General features: G+C 32.1%; 8 protein-coding genes. All 8 read right to left on the bottom strand.

Features of this window, described 5'->3' with window-relative positions; genetic code table 11:
• Window positions 1-313 precede the first annotated feature (313 nt).
• On the bottom strand, window positions 314-4,300 hold the full coding sequence (locus NH26_RS24795) for a two-component regulator propeller domain-containing protein (RefSeq protein WP_084812394.1): 3,987 nt from the start codon (window positions 4,298-4,300) through the stop codon (window positions 314-316).
• A 290-nt stretch (window positions 4,301-4,590) separates the two neighbouring features.
• The gene (locus NH26_RS24790) at window positions 4,591-6,027 is read right to left on the bottom strand and encodes a sulfatase-like hydrolase/transferase (RefSeq protein WP_071397306.1); all 1,437 of its coding nucleotides are present in this window, start codon (window positions 6,025-6,027) and stop codon (window positions 4,591-4,593) included.
• 120 nt (window positions 6,028-6,147) lie between these two features.
• Entirely contained in the window at window positions 6,148-7,695 is a 1,548-nt protein-coding gene (locus tag NH26_RS24785) for a RagB/SusD family nutrient uptake outer membrane protein (RefSeq protein ID WP_084812393.1), read from the bottom strand.
• 1 nt (window position 7,696) lies between these two features.
• Window positions 7,697-10,696: a SusC/RagA family TonB-linked outer membrane protein gene (locus NH26_RS24780; protein WP_044228822.1), complete on the bottom strand. Its 3,000-nt coding sequence runs from the start codon at window positions 10,694-10,696 to the stop codon at window positions 7,697-7,699.
• 80 nt (window positions 10,697-10,776) lie between these two features.
• On the bottom strand, window positions 10,777-12,210 hold the full coding sequence (locus NH26_RS24775; protein WP_044228819.1) for a hypothetical protein: 1,434 nt from the start codon (window positions 12,208-12,210) through the stop codon (window positions 10,777-10,779).
• Between the two features lie 316 nt (window positions 12,211-12,526).
• Window positions 12,527-13,885: an ADP-ribosylglycohydrolase family protein gene (locus NH26_RS24770; RefSeq protein WP_044228817.1), complete on the bottom strand. Its 1,359-nt coding sequence runs from the start codon at window positions 13,883-13,885 to the stop codon at window positions 12,527-12,529.
• A 62-nt stretch (window positions 13,886-13,947) separates the two neighbouring features.
• Entirely contained in the window at window positions 13,948-18,069 is a 4,122-nt protein-coding gene (locus NH26_RS24765) for a hybrid sensor histidine kinase/response regulator transcription factor (protein ID WP_044228815.1), read from the bottom strand.
• A 143-nt stretch (window positions 18,070-18,212) separates the two neighbouring features.
• Complete coding sequence (locus NH26_RS24760) at window positions 18,213-19,727, bottom strand: arylsulfatase (protein ID WP_044228812.1); 1,515 nt, start codon at window positions 19,725-19,727, stop codon at window positions 18,213-18,215.
• Window positions 19,728-19,956 lie beyond the last annotated feature (229 nt).

Here is a 19,956-nt window from a genome sequence, read left to right as displayed (position 1 = left end):
GAATAAAGTATAAAGTAGCTGTTTCATAGTATTTAGTAATCAATACGTATGATTCCAAAATCTGAGAAGATATGATTTACATTGTTATAATAATTAAAGTGAAAGTTTAGAAAAGTAGATGATTTGCAACGATTAAAAAAACAATTGATTTGGAAGTCATACGAACAATGTAAAGCAAAACTAGTACTTCATTAATAGATTATCAATGATGTTACTTTTTGTAACCTCATAAACACCTAAAAAACATCATTTTTTTAACCTAATCTTCCATAACGACGATAGGTATCATCAAGTCAATTTTTTAACCACACCATTAATTATTCAAATTTTGCTGTTGTTCAGATAGCTTTTTGTCTCTATAATCTTTAGGTGAGACTCCAAATTGTTTGGTAAATTCGGTTTTAAAATATTTGTAATTATTGATTCCTACCATACTTCCAACAACATACAATTTGAGATCCTCTTGTATTAATAATTCTGATGCTTTTTTTAATCTAATTGATCGAATAAAACCTGCTATTGTCATCCCTGTCAAACCTTTTAATTTTCGATATAAAGTAGACTGACTCATACAAAAATGGTTTGCGGCATCTTCTACTTGAAATTCATCATTTTCGAGATTTTGGTGAATAAAGTCGGCAAAATCTTGAAGGAATTTTTCGTCTTTGTTTTCTACATTTAGATTAATATTAGGCTCAAAGCGGATCTTATTTTGGAAAAATCGTTGTAGTTTTTCTCTATCCTGTAATTGTGTTTGAACTTTTGAGCGTAATATCTTAACATCAAATGGTTTTTTAACATAATCGACAGCTCCAGATTGGATTCCTTCTATCTCATGTTTATTATCTGTTTTGGCTGTCAACAAAATTATTGGAATATGTGCTGTAGAAATATTTTCCTTTAGATTCTTGCAAAGATCAATACCATTTAATTTCGGCATCATCACATCAGAAATAATTAGATCAGGCACTGTTTTTAAAGCTACTTCCTGAGCTATTTCTCCATCTGAAGCAGTGGTTACTTGATAATTTTCCTGAAATAAAGTTGATATGTATTCTCTAATTTCTTGATGATCATCTACTATTAATAATTTTGGCTTTCCATTTGACACCTTTAATTCCAGCGTTTCCTCCAACTCTGTTTCTTCATCAAAAGCATCTTTAATAGTTGGCTCCAGTGAATGAGGTATTTTCACGATAAACTCTGTACCTTTTCCTTCTTTGGATATTAATTTTATATCACCTTGATGTAGCTCCACAATTTTTTTTGTTAAAGCTAAGCCCAAGCCTGTACCTACCATATTAATTGTTTCGGTATCTTTTATTTGGTAGTAACGATTAAATATTTTTTGTTGATCTTGTTCAGAAACACCTTTACCGTTGTCTTTAACTTTTAAGATACTATAATCATCAGTATCTTCGACAATAAGCTGAATTTCTCCTCCTATTGGGGTAAATTTAAAAGCATTAGAAAGAAGATTACAAACCACCATTTCCATTTTGTCATAATCAAATACTAAAGGGATAGATGCTGATTTCTTTTCAAACTCTAATCTTATTTGCTGTCTGTTTGATAACGTTTTAAAGTTGTTGAAAATTTTAAAGATGAACTCATCAAATTGATATGTATTAGTATTTAACGCTAACATCCCATTTTCTGCTTTTCTAAAATCAAGAAGGTTATTGATTAACTCTAACAGTCGCTCGGTATTTCCATAAATATGTTGAATTTTCTCTTTTAATTTATCATTCAAATCCATAGTCAACATTTCTGTTAAAGGACTAATAATTAAAGTGAGAGGAGTACGTAGTTCGTGTGAAATATTAGTAAAGAACATCAATTTTGATTCATTTAATTCATGTTCTTGCTCGTTTTTAAATTTCTCAATTTTTAAATCACTTTCTAAGATTGCTTTAATCCATAGATAGCGGAGAATCATTCCCAAAATAATCGCTATCAAAATTAAATAGAAAATCTTTGCATACCATGCTAACCAAAAAGGAGGATTTATTCTAACACTTAAAGTTCTTATCGAGCTATAATTCTTTTGATCGAATGATGCTTTGACTTGTATCGTATAAGTTCCTGGTTTTAGCAGAATTAAATTTAGTTGATCGTTTTCTCCATTATCGATCCACTCTTCATCTAATTCATTAATTTTAAACTGGTAAAAAACTCTTTTATTTTGTTTATGATTTGGTACAGAAGTTTTTATTGATAATGTATTTTCATTATAATTTAATTCAATTTTTTTTGTGTAATCTAAAGCTTTAGAAAGTATTACTCTATCGTTATATTTTTGTCCAACTTCAATACTCATTCTATGAACTTGCAGACTATTTAAAATCAAAACTGGTATATCCGCAGATAAATCAATTTGATAAGGATCTAATTCATATAAACCATACGTACCACCAAAGTAAATCTTCTTCCCATCATTATATATAGCAACAACATTCATTACATTATTTTTATGTTTGTTCATATCAATATTAATGATGTTTTCTTCATCTTCACTGATCATACCTATGCCTAATACATTACTAAACCACAAACGATTTTTTTTATCAAATGAAGTCCCATTTAATCGATCGTTTTTTACACCGATTTCTGTATTAAAAACCTTTTCTACTTCTATTTTGTTTTCTGTTTTTACTTTGATAATTCCTTGTGTAGTCGATAAAAATAATTCACCTTTCTTCTCTCCATTGATTGAAATTATTATCATTGGATCTAAAGACTTTTGATGATATTTTAATGGAACAAATTTTAGCTTTTTATTTATAGTGTCATAATAGTGTAAACCCCCATAGGTCCCCAACCATACCACACCATTTTTATCTAAACATAATGCCGATATTCTACTATTGATAAGGTCGGAATTAGATACGTTATAATGTTCTATATGATTTTCAAATTTGTATTTTAATTTAAGATCATAAATAAATAAACCTGTCATTTGAGAACCTACAAACAATTTTTGATCCTTTGTAATTAAAAGAGAATTAACACGAATTTTCTTTAAATAATTTTTTGATATTTTTTTTGTATTAATATCTAATAAGAAGATACCTCTTCTACCACTTATAATGAGTTTATTTTTCCACTGCTTAATACATCTTACCTTTTCTCCAATAGTAGCGTCAATACTAATAAATTTTGTTCCATTTTTGGGTAAATAAGCAATACCTCCACCCCATGTCCCGCACCATAGTGTCCCGTTTGAATCCTTTAGCATATTTAGGACATTATTATCTGGTAAACCAATATCATTAGTATAGGAATTATGATAATTTCTTAATGCATATTCGTTGACCAATTTCACTAAACCTCCATTTGCCGTTCCAATCCAAATATTTTGTTCTTGATCAAAAAATATGTCTAATATTGCTTTGTATTGGGTATTTGAATCAGAGTCTCTAATAAGAGGTAGTTGTGAAAAGCTCTCTTGGTTTTCATCACTCACAAATAAACCTTTTGTCCATGACCCGGCCCAAATCCTTCCTTCTAAATCCACTTTTATTGTATTTACACCTACTAAATCATTGTTGCTTTTACTGTAGGGAAATTCTTCTATTTTATTAGAAACAGTCTTTATTTTATACAAACCTTTAGCAGACCCTATAATTATTTGATCTCTTGGTTCATCATAATAAATTTCCATGATACCCCCCATTGGATATTGAAAAGGAATGATTCTATTCTCAGAGGGATCGTATTTGAAAATTTTATTGAAGGTAGAAAACCAAATATTCCCAAATTTATCTTTCTTTACATCCAATACTTTCTCCTTATCAAGAAACCTTGTTACCTCTTGATTTTTGGGATTATACTTAATAATTCCGTGTTCAAAAGTGGCTAACCATAAATTATTGTTATTGTCTTTTTCGATGGCTGAAATTCTACTTATAGTCTTTCCTTTTTTATCAATTATAATTTTATTTAAAGCTGTAAATTTATCTGTAATTTGATTGTAATGTGCCAAACTTCCACTTTTTGTTCCCACCCAAATATTACTATCATTTTCGATGTAAAGGGCTGTTACATTTTCATTTATAAACCCTTGATATTTCATAGATGGGCGTTTAATGTCAAATGTTTTTCCATCAAAAAGAGCTAGACCACTATTAGTAGCCAACCAAATAATTTTATTTTGGTCTTGTCGTATTTTATAAATGTAATTGGTAGGTAATCCTGTAGATACATTATAATATTGAAATTGGTAAGAATCTGATAACGGCTTTGCACCTAATAGACTTGCTAACAACAGAATAGGTAACAATAGTAAGTATTTATTCATATCATTTCAAAGTTTAGTAAGTAGAATTGATGAAAGGTAAATCCTCAAAAAAAATGTTCATAATAAAGTAGTCATTACTAGAATTCATAGATAATAAATATCTAAAACTACAAAATATTTTTTTATTAGAGTTTATTACAATTTTATTTGCAAAATGAAAAAGAATTCTTCTTAGTATAATTAATAAGAAATGAACTATCCCTTTGTAGGAACAGCTCATTGATAATATTAATACATAGCAAATTATTCTTCAATCATTGAACTCTTTAAAAATTTATTTTTGGAACTGATTAGTATACTTCTGTCACAAAACGGTTAGGGTTTAAAGATGTATATTCACTATTTTGCAAAAGACCTAAATACTTAGGCATCATCATATCGCCCTCCCACTTTTTATATTTTCTTATAAGCGACTCTTTTTGTTTCTCCTCTAAATCACTGAGATTATTCTTCTCTGATAAATCATTTTGTAAGTCAAAATAAGAGGTTGTTCTCACGTTAGTTTTTCTATCTTTTATAGAAAGATACTTTAATTCACCTTGTCTTACAGCATAATCTTTATCATCAAATTTCCTCCAGAATAATGCTTCATGTGGTACTCCTTTTACATCACCTCTAATAAATGGTACAATGTTAACACCATCCAAATTATTAGTTGGTTTTGCTTCAGAAAAAGCAACGGCCGTTGCCATAATATCCAAAGAGCTTATCATTGGGTTGTACTCCACTCCTTTTTGTATCATTTTTGGCCATCTCAAAGCAAATGGAACATGTATACCTCCTTCAAAAAGAGAGCCCTTCCAACCACTTAATTCTCCGTTATAAGAAGCATTTTTTATTGCTCCCCCATTATCAGACAAAAAGAAAATCATGGTATTATCATCTATTCCTTTGTCTTCTAATTTTGAAAGAATTTGACCAACTCCATCATCCACGGCACTCACCATTGCCAAATACGTTCTTCGTTTTATATCAGATACATTTTTAAAACGATTCAAATATTTTTCAGTAGCCTGCAAAGGTGCGTGAGGTGCATTGTAGGCGAGATACATAAAAAAAGGTTTTTGCGAATTTCTATCAATAAAATCAACCGCTTCTCTAGATAATGCATCTGTCAAGTATTCTTGCTCTTCTACTCTTGTATTATTTCTTAGTAGTTTTGTTCTATACGCATCAAATTGTGATTTTACTTGAGATATATCGGAAAGTGTCCATTCTTCTGGAAAATATTTATGGCCTCCCGTTAGGAAACCATAGAATTCGTCGAAACCTCGATTTAATGGCCTTAAATCATTATGCGCCCCTAAATGCCACTTACCAATAGCGATGCTTTTATATCCTTCTTTCCCTAGTACATCAGCCATTGTTTCTTCCGAAAGTGGTAACCCTTGATTAATATCGTTAGGGGCCCAAAGTGGGTTTCTACTACCTCCAAAACGATCTTGGTAACGCCCTGTAATTAATCCCATTCTACTAGGACCACAAACAGCGTAAGTCACATAACCGTTATTAAATTTAACACCTTCATATGCAATTCTATCAATATGTGGAGTACTTATTTCTGTTGATCCATTAAACGATACATCACCATATCCTTGATCATCTGTAAGAATGATAATCACATTAGGTTTTTCACTATTTTTAGTTTTTGCTTTTTTAATTTGACTACAACTAAAAGCTGTGATTATGCATAAAGTAATAGTAAAATATGTAATTAGTCCTTTCATTGAATATTATATTTAGTTACTACGATGCCAACGTGAACTCTTTTATTAGAACAGTTGATATCATATTAGTTACAACACTGCACCAATAGTAGTTTATTGGTACAGTGTGTTATTTAACTATTATCTTGGATTTTGTTCCAATTTGGGATTTAATTCTAAATCAAGTTGAGGGAGAGGATGCCAGTATAGATTTTTATTGTTAGGATCACCAATTAAAGAAGGTTCTGATGGGTCTCTATCACTTAAGGCATTCGCTAAAGTTTCGGTTCTAATTAAGTCAAACCATCTACGCATTTCACCTATCAACTCCCAACCTCTTTCATCAATTACATCTTGGGCTGTAAAGGTCACCAAATCATCTGTGTCATTTTGATTGATATCAACTCCTTTTCCTCTTCGTCTTACTTGATTTAAATAATTTAGAGCAATAGAAGCATCTCCTCCACCTCCATTAGCATTAGCCTCTGCATAAATTAGCATCATTTCTGTAATTCTATACATAGGTAAGTCTAAATCCGAAACGGGAGCAGTAGACCCTTTTTGACTTTCATATGGAGCATATTTATCAATGGTTCCACTATAGTATTTACTAAAGAAAGGATGTTTTTCGGCAAAGCTTGTCCACGGAATAGTACCTCCATCTTCTTTGACTAATTCCTTTAAAAAGTTAAATTCTTTTCTTGCTCCTTCTGGATACTTATTGTAGAAAGCGATTTCAATAAACATGTCTTTAAACCCACCTAACTCCGTTGGTTTAGTTGCTTGCGAAGCAAATGGTGTATTTAAGGCAGAACCTGGACAATTCACAACATTACAAAATTTAATTTGCCAAATATATTCTGTGTTTGTATCTCGTCGATTTGTATCAAAAATTTGAGAATAATCGTCTTCAAAAATATGAGGGGATCCTTGAATTACATCTTGAGCTTCCTGTAGTGCCAAAGCAAAATTTTCAGTTCTTTTTAATGGCCATCCTGCCATTGTTAAATGAATTTCAGCTTTCATGGCTTTCGCTGCCCAATAAGTTATTCTTCCTCTCTCGGGTTGAGTTTGAGGGAGATGTTTAAGTGCAAAATCAAGATCTACTAAGATTTGTTCATAAACTTCTCCTACTGAACTCCTACTTAGATTAACATTTGCTTGATTATATTCAGGGCTTAATACCAATGGTACCCCTCCGTATAACCTTACCAATCTAAAATAAGCCCATGCTCTTAAAAAGTAAGCTTCTGCACCAAGTGCATTTACAGCATCTTCAGGTTCACCTCTAGAGATTAATTGACCTATTCCTTGTATAGCAAAATTACTTTGTAAAATTACAGTATAAGGCATACTCCAACCTGCATCAGAAACTCTAATATCAGACGCACTTATGTTAAGTTGATCACTTACTTTCCAATCATACTTATTACCACCATCTAACGTGGTAAAATCGTCAGCTCCAGTAAATACAGTTCTTGCTTTGGCACTTCCTAATGATCTATTCCAAGCATTTTCAACTAATTGTCTGTAAGTTGCGGTGACAGAATGATCAAGGTTTTCTATACTTTGAAAAAAGGTATCTGTAGTTGTTCTATCTTCTGGTGTTTCTGTCAAAATTGACTCACAAGACAAAGTGCCAAACAGAATACACAAAGTCAACGATATTATTTTTATCTGCTTTTTCATCTTATATTCCAAAATTTAATCCAAACGTATAAGTAATTGGCAATGGGAATGAACCTCTATCCAACCCTGGTGCTAGGTTACTACCTGAATTTGCTTCTGGGTCATAACCACTATAATTTGTGAATGTGAAAACATTTTGAGCACCACCATAAACTCTAAGAGAATGCTTTTTAAAAGGTACTTGATAAGCTAATGTGATATTTTTAATCCGAACGAAACTAGCATCTTCCACAAAAAGTGAAGATTGTTTTCTATATAAAGCGTTTAATGATGGTAACTCTCCATTTTTATTAAAAGAGTAACTATCAAAAATAGCTGTTGATGTGGCATCTATCACACCAGATCCGCCACCATATAAACCATGTTTAGGTAGATTAAAAACATCCACACCATGTACACCTTGAATAAAAATATTTAAACTCCAGTTTTTATAGTCGATATAAGAGTTTAAACCCCAAGTAAATTTTGGGTGACCATTACCTAACACTTGCATATCCTCAATACCTATTTGATTATCGCCATTAGCATCATAATAAATTGCATCACCAACATTTAAACCCGGTACTTCTCCATCCACCTGTGCATTAGATCTTTTTACACCTAGGTATTTATATCCATAAAGTTGTCCTACTTGTTGACCTTTAATCAATACATGAGATTGCCTATCAAATCCACTTTCTAATGATCCACTTGTCCCAACGAATATTGAATCTTGAGGAATCTCTAGTACTTCTGATTGATTATAATTAAAACTCACAGTATTTCGTATTGAAAACTTTTTACCATTAGTCCATTTGTGAGTCAGTTGAACCTCTAAACCTTGATTTAGCATTTTACCTGTATTTGTAGTCACTGATCCTCCACCAAGAAAAGAGGGAACTAGGGAATTAAAATGAGAATCATCGGTTATTTTATGATACACATCTACATTTAACTGAACTTTATCTTCAAATAACCCTAGGTCTAAACCTAAATTTGCCTGACGAGAAACTTCCCATCTTAAATCAGAATTGGCTCTGTTATTTCCATTTTCAAACCCTTCTGCATATGATAGAGTTTGACCATCAAACGCATATGGTTTGATTAATGGATCTGTTAAGTTTTGTACTTGAAATGCTCTTAATGAGTTTACATTTCCAATTTCACCATAACCCGCTCTTAGTTTTAATTCTGATATTATATCTGAGTTGGCTAAAAACTCTTCTTTAGTTAATTTATATGCAAAAGCGGCAGAATAAAAATCATCCCATTGATTATTCTTAGGAAGTCTAGAAGAACCATCCAAACGTACAGATCCAGTAAATAAAAGTTTTTCTTTGTAAGCATAAGAAACTCTCGCTAAACCAGATAACATCCCTTCAGGTTGCATGATAGAGATTTTTTCAGATAGCGTTCCTTCTTTTCCTTCCCCTTGATCAAAAGATGTAGTATAATACTCATTAGTAAATTTACGTGAGATCACTTCAAAAACTGCCGTTGCATTTAATGAGTGATTTTCATTAAATGTTTTATTAAAATCTAACTGTGCATTCCCCTGGTATTTCAGGTTTTCACCCCTAGATTGGTATAAAGTTGAAGAGGAGTTAGGTACTGCTGGCTCATAACGTTCATATGTATCATTTTCTAGATCTCTGTATTGAACAGCTCCAAATACTTTAAACGACAACTCTGGAAAGATTTTTTGAGTAATACCCAAGTTGGTTGACATAGTTTTTGTCTTAGTCATTCTATCAATTTCCTCAGCAGAATATACAGGATTTCTTAATACTGTGGCTCCATATCCCTGAAAACCAGAATAGTCATTGGTATTTGGATCTATAACAGGAATATTAGGCGACCAAGCTGTAGCAGCTGCCACAACATTTTTTGCAGATGACTGACCACCTTGATCAGTATTTAAGCCATCTTCAAAAGAATACGAACCATTAAAAACTACTTTAGTAGATTTTGTCAAATCATGATCTAAAGATAACCTTGATGTATATCTCTTATAACTTGTATTACGAATTATTCCTTGATCATCTCTTGCACCTAATGATAATCTCATGGTAGTTTTATCCCAACCTTTTGAAAGGGAAATATTGGCATTATTAGAATGTGCAACTCTATATATTTCATCTTGCCAATCTGTACCAAAATTAGGGTCTGATTGTGCTCTTCTTATTTCTTCTCTTGAAAAAAGTTCATTTGATCCATTCTCTAAAGCTTTTCTATTAGCTACTTGCATATATGATATTGGATCAAGAAGATCCATTTTATTATTTAGATGTGCAATAGAATGATAATATTCACCGTTCACTTTTAATGGTGAATTTTTTTTCCCACCTTTTGTTGTAACAATGATTACTCCATTAGCTCCTCTTGATCCATATATTGCAGCAGCTGAAGCATCTTTTAATACTGAAATGTTTTCAATATCATTAGGATTTACTGCATTAATATCTGCATTAATTAATCCATCAATAACATATATTGGATTCCCAGTAAAACCACGAATATTAACTTTAGGTTCTGCTCCTGGAGCTCCACTATTTTGCGAAACAACAACACCTGCCATTTTCCCCTGTAGCATTCCTTGCACATTTGGAACCGGCTGTAGATCTGATTCTTCAGCACTTACCACACCTGTTGAGCCGGTTAAATCAGATTTTTTTTGAGTTCCATAGCCAATAACAACAACTTCTTCTAGTTGTTCGTTATCTGTTTCTAAAGTCACATCTAAAATCGCTTGTGTATGATAGGTAATATCTTTTGTCTTATAACCAATATAAGAAAACAATAAAATATCTCCCTTTTTGAGTCCGGTAAGAGAAAAAGTACCATCAAATTTACTTACTACACCTTTAGAAGTTCCTTTAATAATCACATTTACAAATGGTACAGGTACACCATTTTCATCATAAATTGTCCCTGAAATTAATTTATCTTGAGCACTAACTGAAATGGTGCTAACGATAATCAATACAAACAACAAGAAATTGTAAAATCCTTTTAACTTCATATTATTTTATAATTTTTAATAGAATGAGATTAAAAAAGGCCTTTTAGATTTCATTTTTATAAATCTAAAAGGCCTTAATATTACTCACAAGAAGAGCCTACATTAGTTAATACTCTATTATGTAATGAAATGTCATTACTATTTTGTGCAGCTGAATGTTCTGCAAACAAAGTTGCCACCCAAGAATCACCTACTCTAATACCTGTAAAAGAAGCAACAGGAGTGATAACACTTTGAGTTCTCTCTCTGATGAATACAGTTGTTAAGTCTGTTGGATCAAGTCCTACTCCATCGGAAGAAGCATCAATAGTTGCAACAGGAGAAAGACCATTCATAGAAGTTGGAATAACTTCACCTGAAGAGAATACATATAAATTAGATACATCATTGTTATCTCCTTCTACAAATTCATGGCTTAAAACTACTGCATATGTTTCTCCTATTTCATAACTCTCTGTTGAAAGCACATAAGCAGAACCTTCATCACCTTTAATTAAACCAAAGTTAAAACCACCTTGCCCATCATTAATGGCTACAATTTTCACCACATTATTATTGGCTGAACCTGAAGTTGCATTGGCTAAGGCAATCAAATCACCAATACCTAATTCATCATCATTTCTAGCACTCCCTAGCGTATTTACATTAATCAATACTGACATGAAAAGGTCATTTGTATTACCATCTAAGGCAAATCTACGCGCAGCACTTGTATTGTTTCCTTGCTCTTTAAATCCACCGCAGTTGCCGTTCTTTTTATTAATCCATTTAAAGAAATGCCAAGAACCAGCTGGATCTATATTTATATTTCTATATCCATCTACAGTTGGGTAACCTGCAAAAGATAAGTTAGAATCATCCGATAAACCAACAGAACTTCTTAATGTTGCTCCATTTAAAGGAATAGGATGGTACCACACATTCGTTACTTCATTATTAGAAATAGTTGTTTCTGGGTAACCTACTCCTGAGTTTGATGCATTTACTACTGTATCTGTGTTAAGGTCCCAGCTTAAAATACCAGAATCCAGTGGCATTACCCCACTCCAATCAGAATATTGTTCAAAGTATTCTGACATTAATAATGTACCTGTGATCTCGATAGCAACTCTTGCAGATAAAGAAACCTTCACTTCAGGTGCATCATCTGTAATAAATGCTAAATCACCTGCTAAGTTACCTTGAAAACTTGCTGGTGGAGTTGCTTTTACATAAAGCACCGCATTTGATCCTTCAATTGTTAGTTCATCTGAAACATATTCGTCTGCTTCTTCTAATGAAACTTGAAAATGTTCCGGAATTGTTACTGTAACATTTCCTGTAATATCGAAGATCGAGACTTCAATCATTTGTGGAGCCGATTCTTCGCCAACATTTAAGTCGCCAAATTCAAGACTTGCTGGGTTAACCACCACCTCTGGATTAGTGATGATTTGTTTTTGATCTTCTTCAGAACAAGAAGTAAATAGCGATGCAGATAGTGCAAATAAGAAAGTAATAATAATTCTTTTCATTCCGTTTAGTATTCAATTAAAAAATCAATTTTCGATAGTTCAAATCTAAGTAGTCACCTTAAAAATTAGTGGTAGTTATTCTGCAACAACTATACAAAAAGCGTCAAATAGACACTATTAATAGCATTTTCATTATTAATGACGAAAAAGTGTTAAGAATAAAAAAAACCTATGTAGGTATACATAGGTTTTTTAATCAATCAAATATTATCCTGATAGATTAACTTCATATTTCGGCATTCTGACTTTTTCAGCTTTATAAAAAACATCCGTTTTCTCTATTCATTAGAATCAAATTCTTTGTATTATCAATAATCTATTCTAAAGGTATATACCATACATTCTCTACGAAATCAACTCCCCCTTTCATCTCTTCTTGTACTACTCTATCAACAATAATCACCCCGATTTTAGACATATTTTCAAAATTATCTACACTGTCTAATGGGAAGTTTTGTCTTGTTCTATGGATATCAAAACGATCGGATAAGTTACTTCCAAAAGCACCTTCTACTCCTTCTTTACCAATCATAAAACCGATGAGTCCTCCCCAAGTAGCGGTAGGATTATCAGAATCCCATCCGGTTAATGTTCCTATTTTTATAGTTTCCTTTAAATCTCCTTCACCATACAATAAACTTATTATAGAAGCTCCATAATTGATTCCTGCTGCAAAGCAGCCGTTACAGTAAAGTTCCTTTGAGGTAATATCATACCCCTCTTCTTGATTCACTTGGTATTTGATGTACAATGAATCTCTCACTTCTTCCCAATTTGTTCCTTTTTGATATTCAGTACTAACGAAGTCATACATCTTCGTAGCATATGAAGACGCTGGCATTTTACTTCTTGCCTCTTTGGCCATCCATAAGATCTTCTCTTTTTGAGTTAGTTTTTGATCTACCTTTGATGCCAATGAATACATATTGACATAAAATTCGGAGATATAAGCAGCGTCTTCCCTTGCTACGGTTCTTATAGGAAGGTAGGCCATTTTCTGAGCGATATCTGGACGAGCTGGTGCAAAGAAACCAAAAATCTCTGTGGTCAGTTGGGCATCGATCATATCATAATGCTCATTGTTTTTAGGATCACTTGTGTCTGGTGGCAACATTCCTTCTTGCATTAAATCAAATGCTTTTTGATTGGAAACCCAAAGGTAGTTTTCCTCCTCTTTTTTGATGTGCTTCAACCAACCATCACGAATGTCCTCCGGAGATAAAATACTTTTCTTTTTTGTGTAAAGTAGATGCTGATAGATATATTCGATATCGGTATCATCGTCTGCTCCCCAAACCTCATTTTTGGCTCTGATTACAAAATCAATGTTTTCAGATAAATCACTTGGTATTCCCTGTCCCCATATGCTTGGCTGATCTGGTTTTCCCCAATCCTCTCTTGTATAAAAGTCTCCCGTTTTGATTTCTCCAATATTGCCAATCTTATCCATTTCAGTCACAAGGCCTGTCCAGTTAGCTATACATTGACCCAACCAAAATCCATACAACTTCTCTTTGTATTCACTTCTTGAAATTTTAATATCAGATGGTTGTGGAGAATATTTTTTATACGTTTGACTTGGATCTTTTAATTCACTTGAGGGTTGATTTTGACAAGAAATCAACAGGCCAAAGATGATGAACAAAAGGCAATGGGGTTGACGATTAAATTTCATTTCAATTGTGGGTTAGTTTAATTTATTGGGTTGAAATTAGAATTAATTTTTTTTATTGAATATCATTCTTTTGAAACTTTCATTTTTCTCACAAAATCTGATGGTCTTACACCATGTAATTTTTTAAATGACGTAGAGTAATAAGAAGGTGATTCTATCCCTATTTGCTCCATCACCTCAACAGCACTCATTTCATTATCTGCAGTTAACAAATTAGCCGCTTTTCTTAATCTAAAATTTCGAAGATAAACATTAGGTGATTGCCCTGTTATTTTTTTGAGTTTTCTATAAAAATGAGAAGTACTCATCCCCAATTCTCTTGCTAGTTCTTCTACACCAAAAGCAGAGTTTGACATGTTTTTCTCAATTACATTTACCGTATTTTCAAGAAACTTACGGTCTCTAATCGACATCTCAAGTGTATCTTCTGGAATGCTACTATTTTTTGAGAAATACTCTAAAATATGTTTTTTATTTTCAAGAAGTTTATGGACTCTAATCTCAAGGTGTTTTATCGAAAATGGTTTTGTTATATAATCATCCGCACCTACTTCAATTCCATCTATTTTCTGAGAATTTTGATCTAAAGCAGTCAATAATATTACTGGAATATGACTTGTATCTGAATCTGATTTAATCTTATCACATAATTCATAGCCGTCCATATCAGGCATCATAACGTCGCTAATCACTAACTGAGGTGATATATCCTTTAATTTTTTGTACGCTTCTAAACCATCTGATGCTAAAAATATTTCATATTTATTTTTAAATGACTCTTGTAAGAACGTAAGTATATCTTGTTCATCATCAACAATCAAAAGTTTTGGCAACAAATTATTATCTCCTTGAGGTGTATTCAACTCCACCTCATCGGGGAGCCAATCTGTGACGATCTTTCTGTATTTAATCGATTTTTCAGAAGGTACATGATTTACTTCTAGTGCTGTTCCGGTTGGAATAGTAATTTTAAAAACAGTCTTATCAAAAGGGGTACTTTCTACTTGAATTTTTCCTTTCATTAAATCAATTAGCGATTTACTTAGTGCTAAACCAATGCCAGTACCACTCCACTCGCCTCTACTGTCTATTCCATGATAAAATCTATCAAAGATTGCTTCCATTTTTTCTGGAGGAATCCCACAACCTGTATCACTTACTTTAAAAAAGACACATTCGATATTATCTACTTCCTCAAAACCCGCTTCTACATTAATTTCTCCATCATCATCTATAAATCTTATGGCATTTGAAAATAGATTCATGATTATCCTTTCTGTTTTTACTAAATCAATTTTAATGTTTCGATTAGGATAATTTACCTTATGGAAAAAATTAAAATTTGTATGTTTTGCGTGGGCTTCAAAAGAGTCTAATAACGGATAGATAAAATCACCTAAAGTGGTTTCCGTAATTTTAAGTTCTAAATGCCCCGTTTCAGCTTTTCTGTATGAAATAAGTTGCTCAATTAGATTCTGTAACCTTGCAATATTATTATTGATAATTTTTAGGTATTTCTGATCTTCCGGAAGATTATGATTCTCCGCAATCTTTTCTAATGGTCCAATGATTAGAGAAAGTGGAGTTTTAAAATCATGAGAAATATTGGTAAAAAATTGCAATCGAGATTGATGAATCTCCTCTACTCTTTCTTTGTCTTTTTGCTCATATTGTAATCTTTCTTTTAACTTATTATTATAGATTAAATAATCAATTAATAGATAAATGATTGTAGTAATTACGACTCCAAATAATAAAATGCTCCACCACCTCAAATACCATGGTGCTAATACGACAATCTTTAATTCCTTAACTTCATCAGACCAAATACCGTCTAGGTTTACTCCTTGATAGTATAAAGTATAAGTACCCGCATCTAAATTAGTATATGTTATTGTAGTCTTTCCATGAGCTACATTCACCCAACTATCATTAATCCCCTCTAACTTATATTTCAATCTATTCTTTTGAGGTGTCGAGGAATGTTGTACAATAATATCTAGAGATAGATTTTTTTGATCACTATTCAGTACAATTTTATCTGTTGTAGCAATAGACTCATTTAATAAAATTTCATCATCATATTTTTCTCCAACTTTAATGCTATTATGATTGATTTTCAATCCTGACAATATGATTTCCGGAAGGATAGTATTCTTTTTTATTTTTTCTGGATCGAAGATGGTTAATCCTTTTGCTCCGCCCATCAACATTTTTCCTTCAGCAGTTTTAAGATAAGCTGATTCTATAAAAGTGAAATTGGACAATCCATCATTTTTATCAAATACAATAAACCTTTCTGTCTTTGGAACTAACTTACTGATACCCATATAAGTACTCATCCACAGGTTCTTCTCATCATCTTCCATCATACCGTAGACGATATTACTTGACAATCCATCTCCTGTTTTATATGTTTTTAATTCACTGCACTCATAGTGTTCGTCTAATGTAAGTCTCATTATTCCTCCACCAAGAGTTGTTAACCACAAAGTCTGCTTATCACTAAAATAAAGAGATGAAATGTTATTGTGAGAAAGTTGTAATTTTTCATTTTTAGCTTGAGTAGTATAATGTGCTTTTACCCCAAACTCATTATTTTCTTGTTGAAGTAAGAACAAACCATTTGTTGTAGCAAACCAAAAATTTCCCTGCTGATCTTTATAAAAATCATTTACTTTATGGTTTGATCCTATCTCAAAAAGGTCTTTTTCTACCTTTACTATTTTCTTCTGAAAGATGTCCTGATAAGGGTTATCAAGTATAAAAACTCTCTGACCTGCAATTAATATCTTATCTTCCCCCAACTCATAGAAAATACTATTTGAAAATGGAGAAATTGTATCATTATTTACTTCTAATAAAACTCTTTCCAAACGATCTTTCTTAATATCATATATATACGATCTCCCCTTTTTTGCTCCTATCCAAAGGTGATTTTTCGAATCTTCGTATAATTTTAATATCCAATATCTATTCAACAACTTTAACTCATCACTCACTTCTTTAAATTGTGAATTTTTATCTTCTTCTAAAACTAAAGAGGTATTCGTTTTCATTATATCCTTACCTAAACAAGAGAGCCACACTTCACCATTTTTATTTTGGGCAATACTTGTTACTAATTTGTTTGATAAAGAAAAATTATAAAAAGGCTTTTGGTGTGTATCTATCTTATTTACTCCTCCCTTTTTTGTTCCAATCCACATCACACCAAATTGATCTTCATGAATGCACTGAATATAATTACTTGAGAGTCCATATTTATGATTTGAGTTATCCTTAAATGAGGTAAAAGAAGCTGTTTTACGATTATATCTATAGACTCCTTTTTTCAATGAACCTATCCAAATATTATTGTTCTGATCTTTAAATAAAGAGGTGATATTTAAGGCATAATCTGATTCGTCAGAAGCAAAAAATGATTTCACAATTGTGAGTTTTTCCCCTTCATAAAAAGTTTGGTAAATGCCCTTATTCGTTCCAATCCATAAAGAATTTTCTGTTTTCAAAATAGAGGTAATCACCCCAATATTTTCCTTGGATAATGACATTGATGTCATATGTAATTCTTTGATATTATTCAGTTGATATTTGCCTCTATACAAAGAAGAATTCGTGGTCACTATAAATTCAGAGTTAGAAATAAAGACCAGATCATTAATCCTTCTCCTATCAGTATATTTTTTATAATTAACGAAACCAATATTTTTGAAATTTTCTTGATTTGATGGTTGAAATATGTATAATTTATTTTTGCTAGCCACCCATATATTTTTCTCTGAATCTTCTTTGATAAAAAAAGGAACACCAAAATCAGTTTTAGGAGTAATAAATCTTTCTTCATCTGTTTTGTATAAACATAATCCACCTTTAGTAATGATCCACAAATCTCCATTTACATCTTTCTGAATATGAGTAATGTGATTGTTAGGGATTGAATTACTATCACTTTCGTGATGATAAAAATATTCAAAAGAATAACCATCATGCTTGATCAAACCATTAGGGGTACCTAACCAGATAAGATTATTCTTATCCGTAGCTATGGCATTAACGGTATTTTGATAAAGCCCTTGTTCATTGACAAATTTCTCAATCCTAACAAAATTTGGATGGATATCTATGGCTGATACTAATTGTAATCCTGCAAAAAAGGTAATTATAAAAGAGAGACATTTCATCATAGGTAATTAAATAGCTGAGAGTGTGCTAGAAGTTTTTATAATAATACAAAAAAACTTCACTAGATACTAAAATATTCCATGATGAACTATAATTATATTAATAATTCATCATGGAAAATACCATTAAAATTAATTCAGAATTATTGTGCTTCCTTCTGATAATCTGGAGCCCACTCTGGGATTCCTTTTTCTTCTTTTTGTTTATAATACCTTTTATTAAAAGGCTGATCTTTAGGTTCTACCTTTGGTAAGTTTTTATTGACCAATAAAGGGTCTAAAGTAGCCCACCACTTACTATAACTTTCCTTCAATTTTTCCACCACCTCAGGGTATTTTGAGGCTAAATTGATGTTTTCCCCTATATCTTTAGTTATTGCTGATAAATGTGGCTTTTCTTCTCCTTCAGCAAATACCAAACGCCATTCATTTGTACGGATAGATGCTCCAATATATTTATTCTCTTCTCTAGTTTTCAGGTTTTTCCAATTATCATCCCATCTTCCTTTATGAATAAACATTTCTCTATCGTCCCACTTTGCTTTTGGATTTCCCAATAATGTCACCAATGATCGTCCTTTAGGAGGTAATTTACTTTCCGGGATGTCTGCTCCTGCTAATTCGCAAAAAGTTTTATAAATATCGACATGGGCAGTTAATGCACTAATATCTTCTCCTTCGTTTAATTTACCTTTCCAATACCAAAAAGCAGGAACGTGAGTTCCGCCTTCCCAAGGAGTATTTTTCAGACCTTTCATACCAGCATTAAAAGGCGATATTTTCTTCCCATCTTTCTTAATTTTAGGCATACTCATGCCATTGTCGGTCATAAAAATAACAAGTGTATTTTCTAGTGCATTCCAATCATTAAGTTTCTCCATGAGTACACCGAAATTGTCATCGATGTTTTCAATCATACCATATCTTCCAGCTGTTTTATCATCATAACCTTCTTCAATAAATCTTTTTTTATATTTCTCTGGAGCGATAAAAGGGCCATGAGGAGCATTGAGCGCTAAATAACAGAAATAAGGTTCATTGGACTCTTCTTGTTTCTTGATCCATGATAAAGCAGATTCAAAAAAAATGTCAGTACAAAATCCTTTCGTTTTTACAATTGTATTATTGTGAAGTAAAACATTATCGAAGTATGTATTTTCAGAATTTGCTGGAAAGTCACCATAAATTTCTTGTCCAATTCCACCTGCTCCATGCATAAGTACTTCATCAAAACCTCTATTTTGAGGCAGATATGCTTCTTCGTCACCCAAATGCCATTTTCCGAATAGACCTGTTGTATACCCTGCCTTTTGAAGTGCTTGTGGAAATGTCACGACATTCAATGCCATTCTTTCTCTTTGTAGAATAGTGTGGCTTACCCCTACCTCGAATGGTCTTCTACCACTCATCAAAGCAGAGCGTGTAGGTGCACATGTAGGGCTCACTTGGAAATTGGTAAATCGAGTTGATTTAGCATAGAAACTATCTAAATGCGGTGTCTTCAAAATAGTATTTCCCATACAAGATAAATCACCCATTCCTTGATCATCTGTCATCACAAAAATAATATTTGGATGGCTATTTTCTATCTTCTGAGCATGTGATGTGTTTGTTATAACAAATAGCGTAAATAAAATATAGATATATACTATTTTCATATCTGTAAGCTTAAATTATGTAATAATCATTTCAAATTTCAACTACGCTAAGTTCTTCAAAATTGGAAGAGATGTAATGCTCTATTCTTTTTATCATTTGCTATATTACTATGATTGAATAAAGCAAAAACACACGCTGAATATCAATGACTTACATATGTTATTTCTCAAATCGATTATTAAAATAATCATAAAAATATAGCTCAAGACTTAAGCCCTGAGCTATTGA

This window comes from Flammeovirga pacifica (genome assembly GCF_000807855.2).
In the GTDB taxonomy this organism is placed as follows: Bacteria; Bacteroidota; Bacteroidia; order Cytophagales; family Flammeovirgaceae; genus Flammeovirga; species Flammeovirga pacifica.
Note: the sequence above shows the minus strand (reverse complement) of the source record. Positions and strands in the feature narration are given on the sequence as shown.

Bases quoted from the DNA above. Each gene is read 5' to 3' on its own strand.
- NH26_RS24795 (WP_084812394.1), bottom strand. From the start codon at position 4,300: ATGAATAAATACTTACTATTGTTACCTATTCTGTTGTTAGCAAGTCTA.
- NH26_RS24790 (WP_071397306.1), bottom strand. From the start codon at position 6,027: ATGAAAGGACTAATTACATATTTTACTATTACTTTATGCATAATCACA.
- NH26_RS24785 (WP_084812393.1), bottom strand. From the start codon at position 7,695: ATGAAAAAGCAGATAAAAATAATATCGTTGACTTTGTGTATTCTGTTT.
- NH26_RS24780 (WP_044228822.1), bottom strand. From the start codon at position 10,696: ATGAAGTTAAAAGGATTTTACAATTTCTTGTTGTTTGTATTGATTATC.
- NH26_RS24775 (WP_044228819.1), bottom strand. From the start codon at position 12,210: ATGAAAAGAATTATTATTACTTTCTTATTTGCACTATCTGCATCGCTA.
- NH26_RS24770 (WP_044228817.1), bottom strand. From the start codon at position 13,885: ATGAAATTTAATCGTCAACCCCATTGCCTTTTGTTCATCATCTTTGGC.
- NH26_RS24765 (WP_044228815.1), bottom strand. From the start codon at position 18,069: ATGAAATGTCTCTCTTTTATAATTACCTTTTTTGCAGGATTACAATTA.
- NH26_RS24760 (WP_044228812.1), bottom strand. From the start codon at position 19,727: ATGAAAATAGTATATATCTATATTTTATTTACGCTATTTGTTATAACA.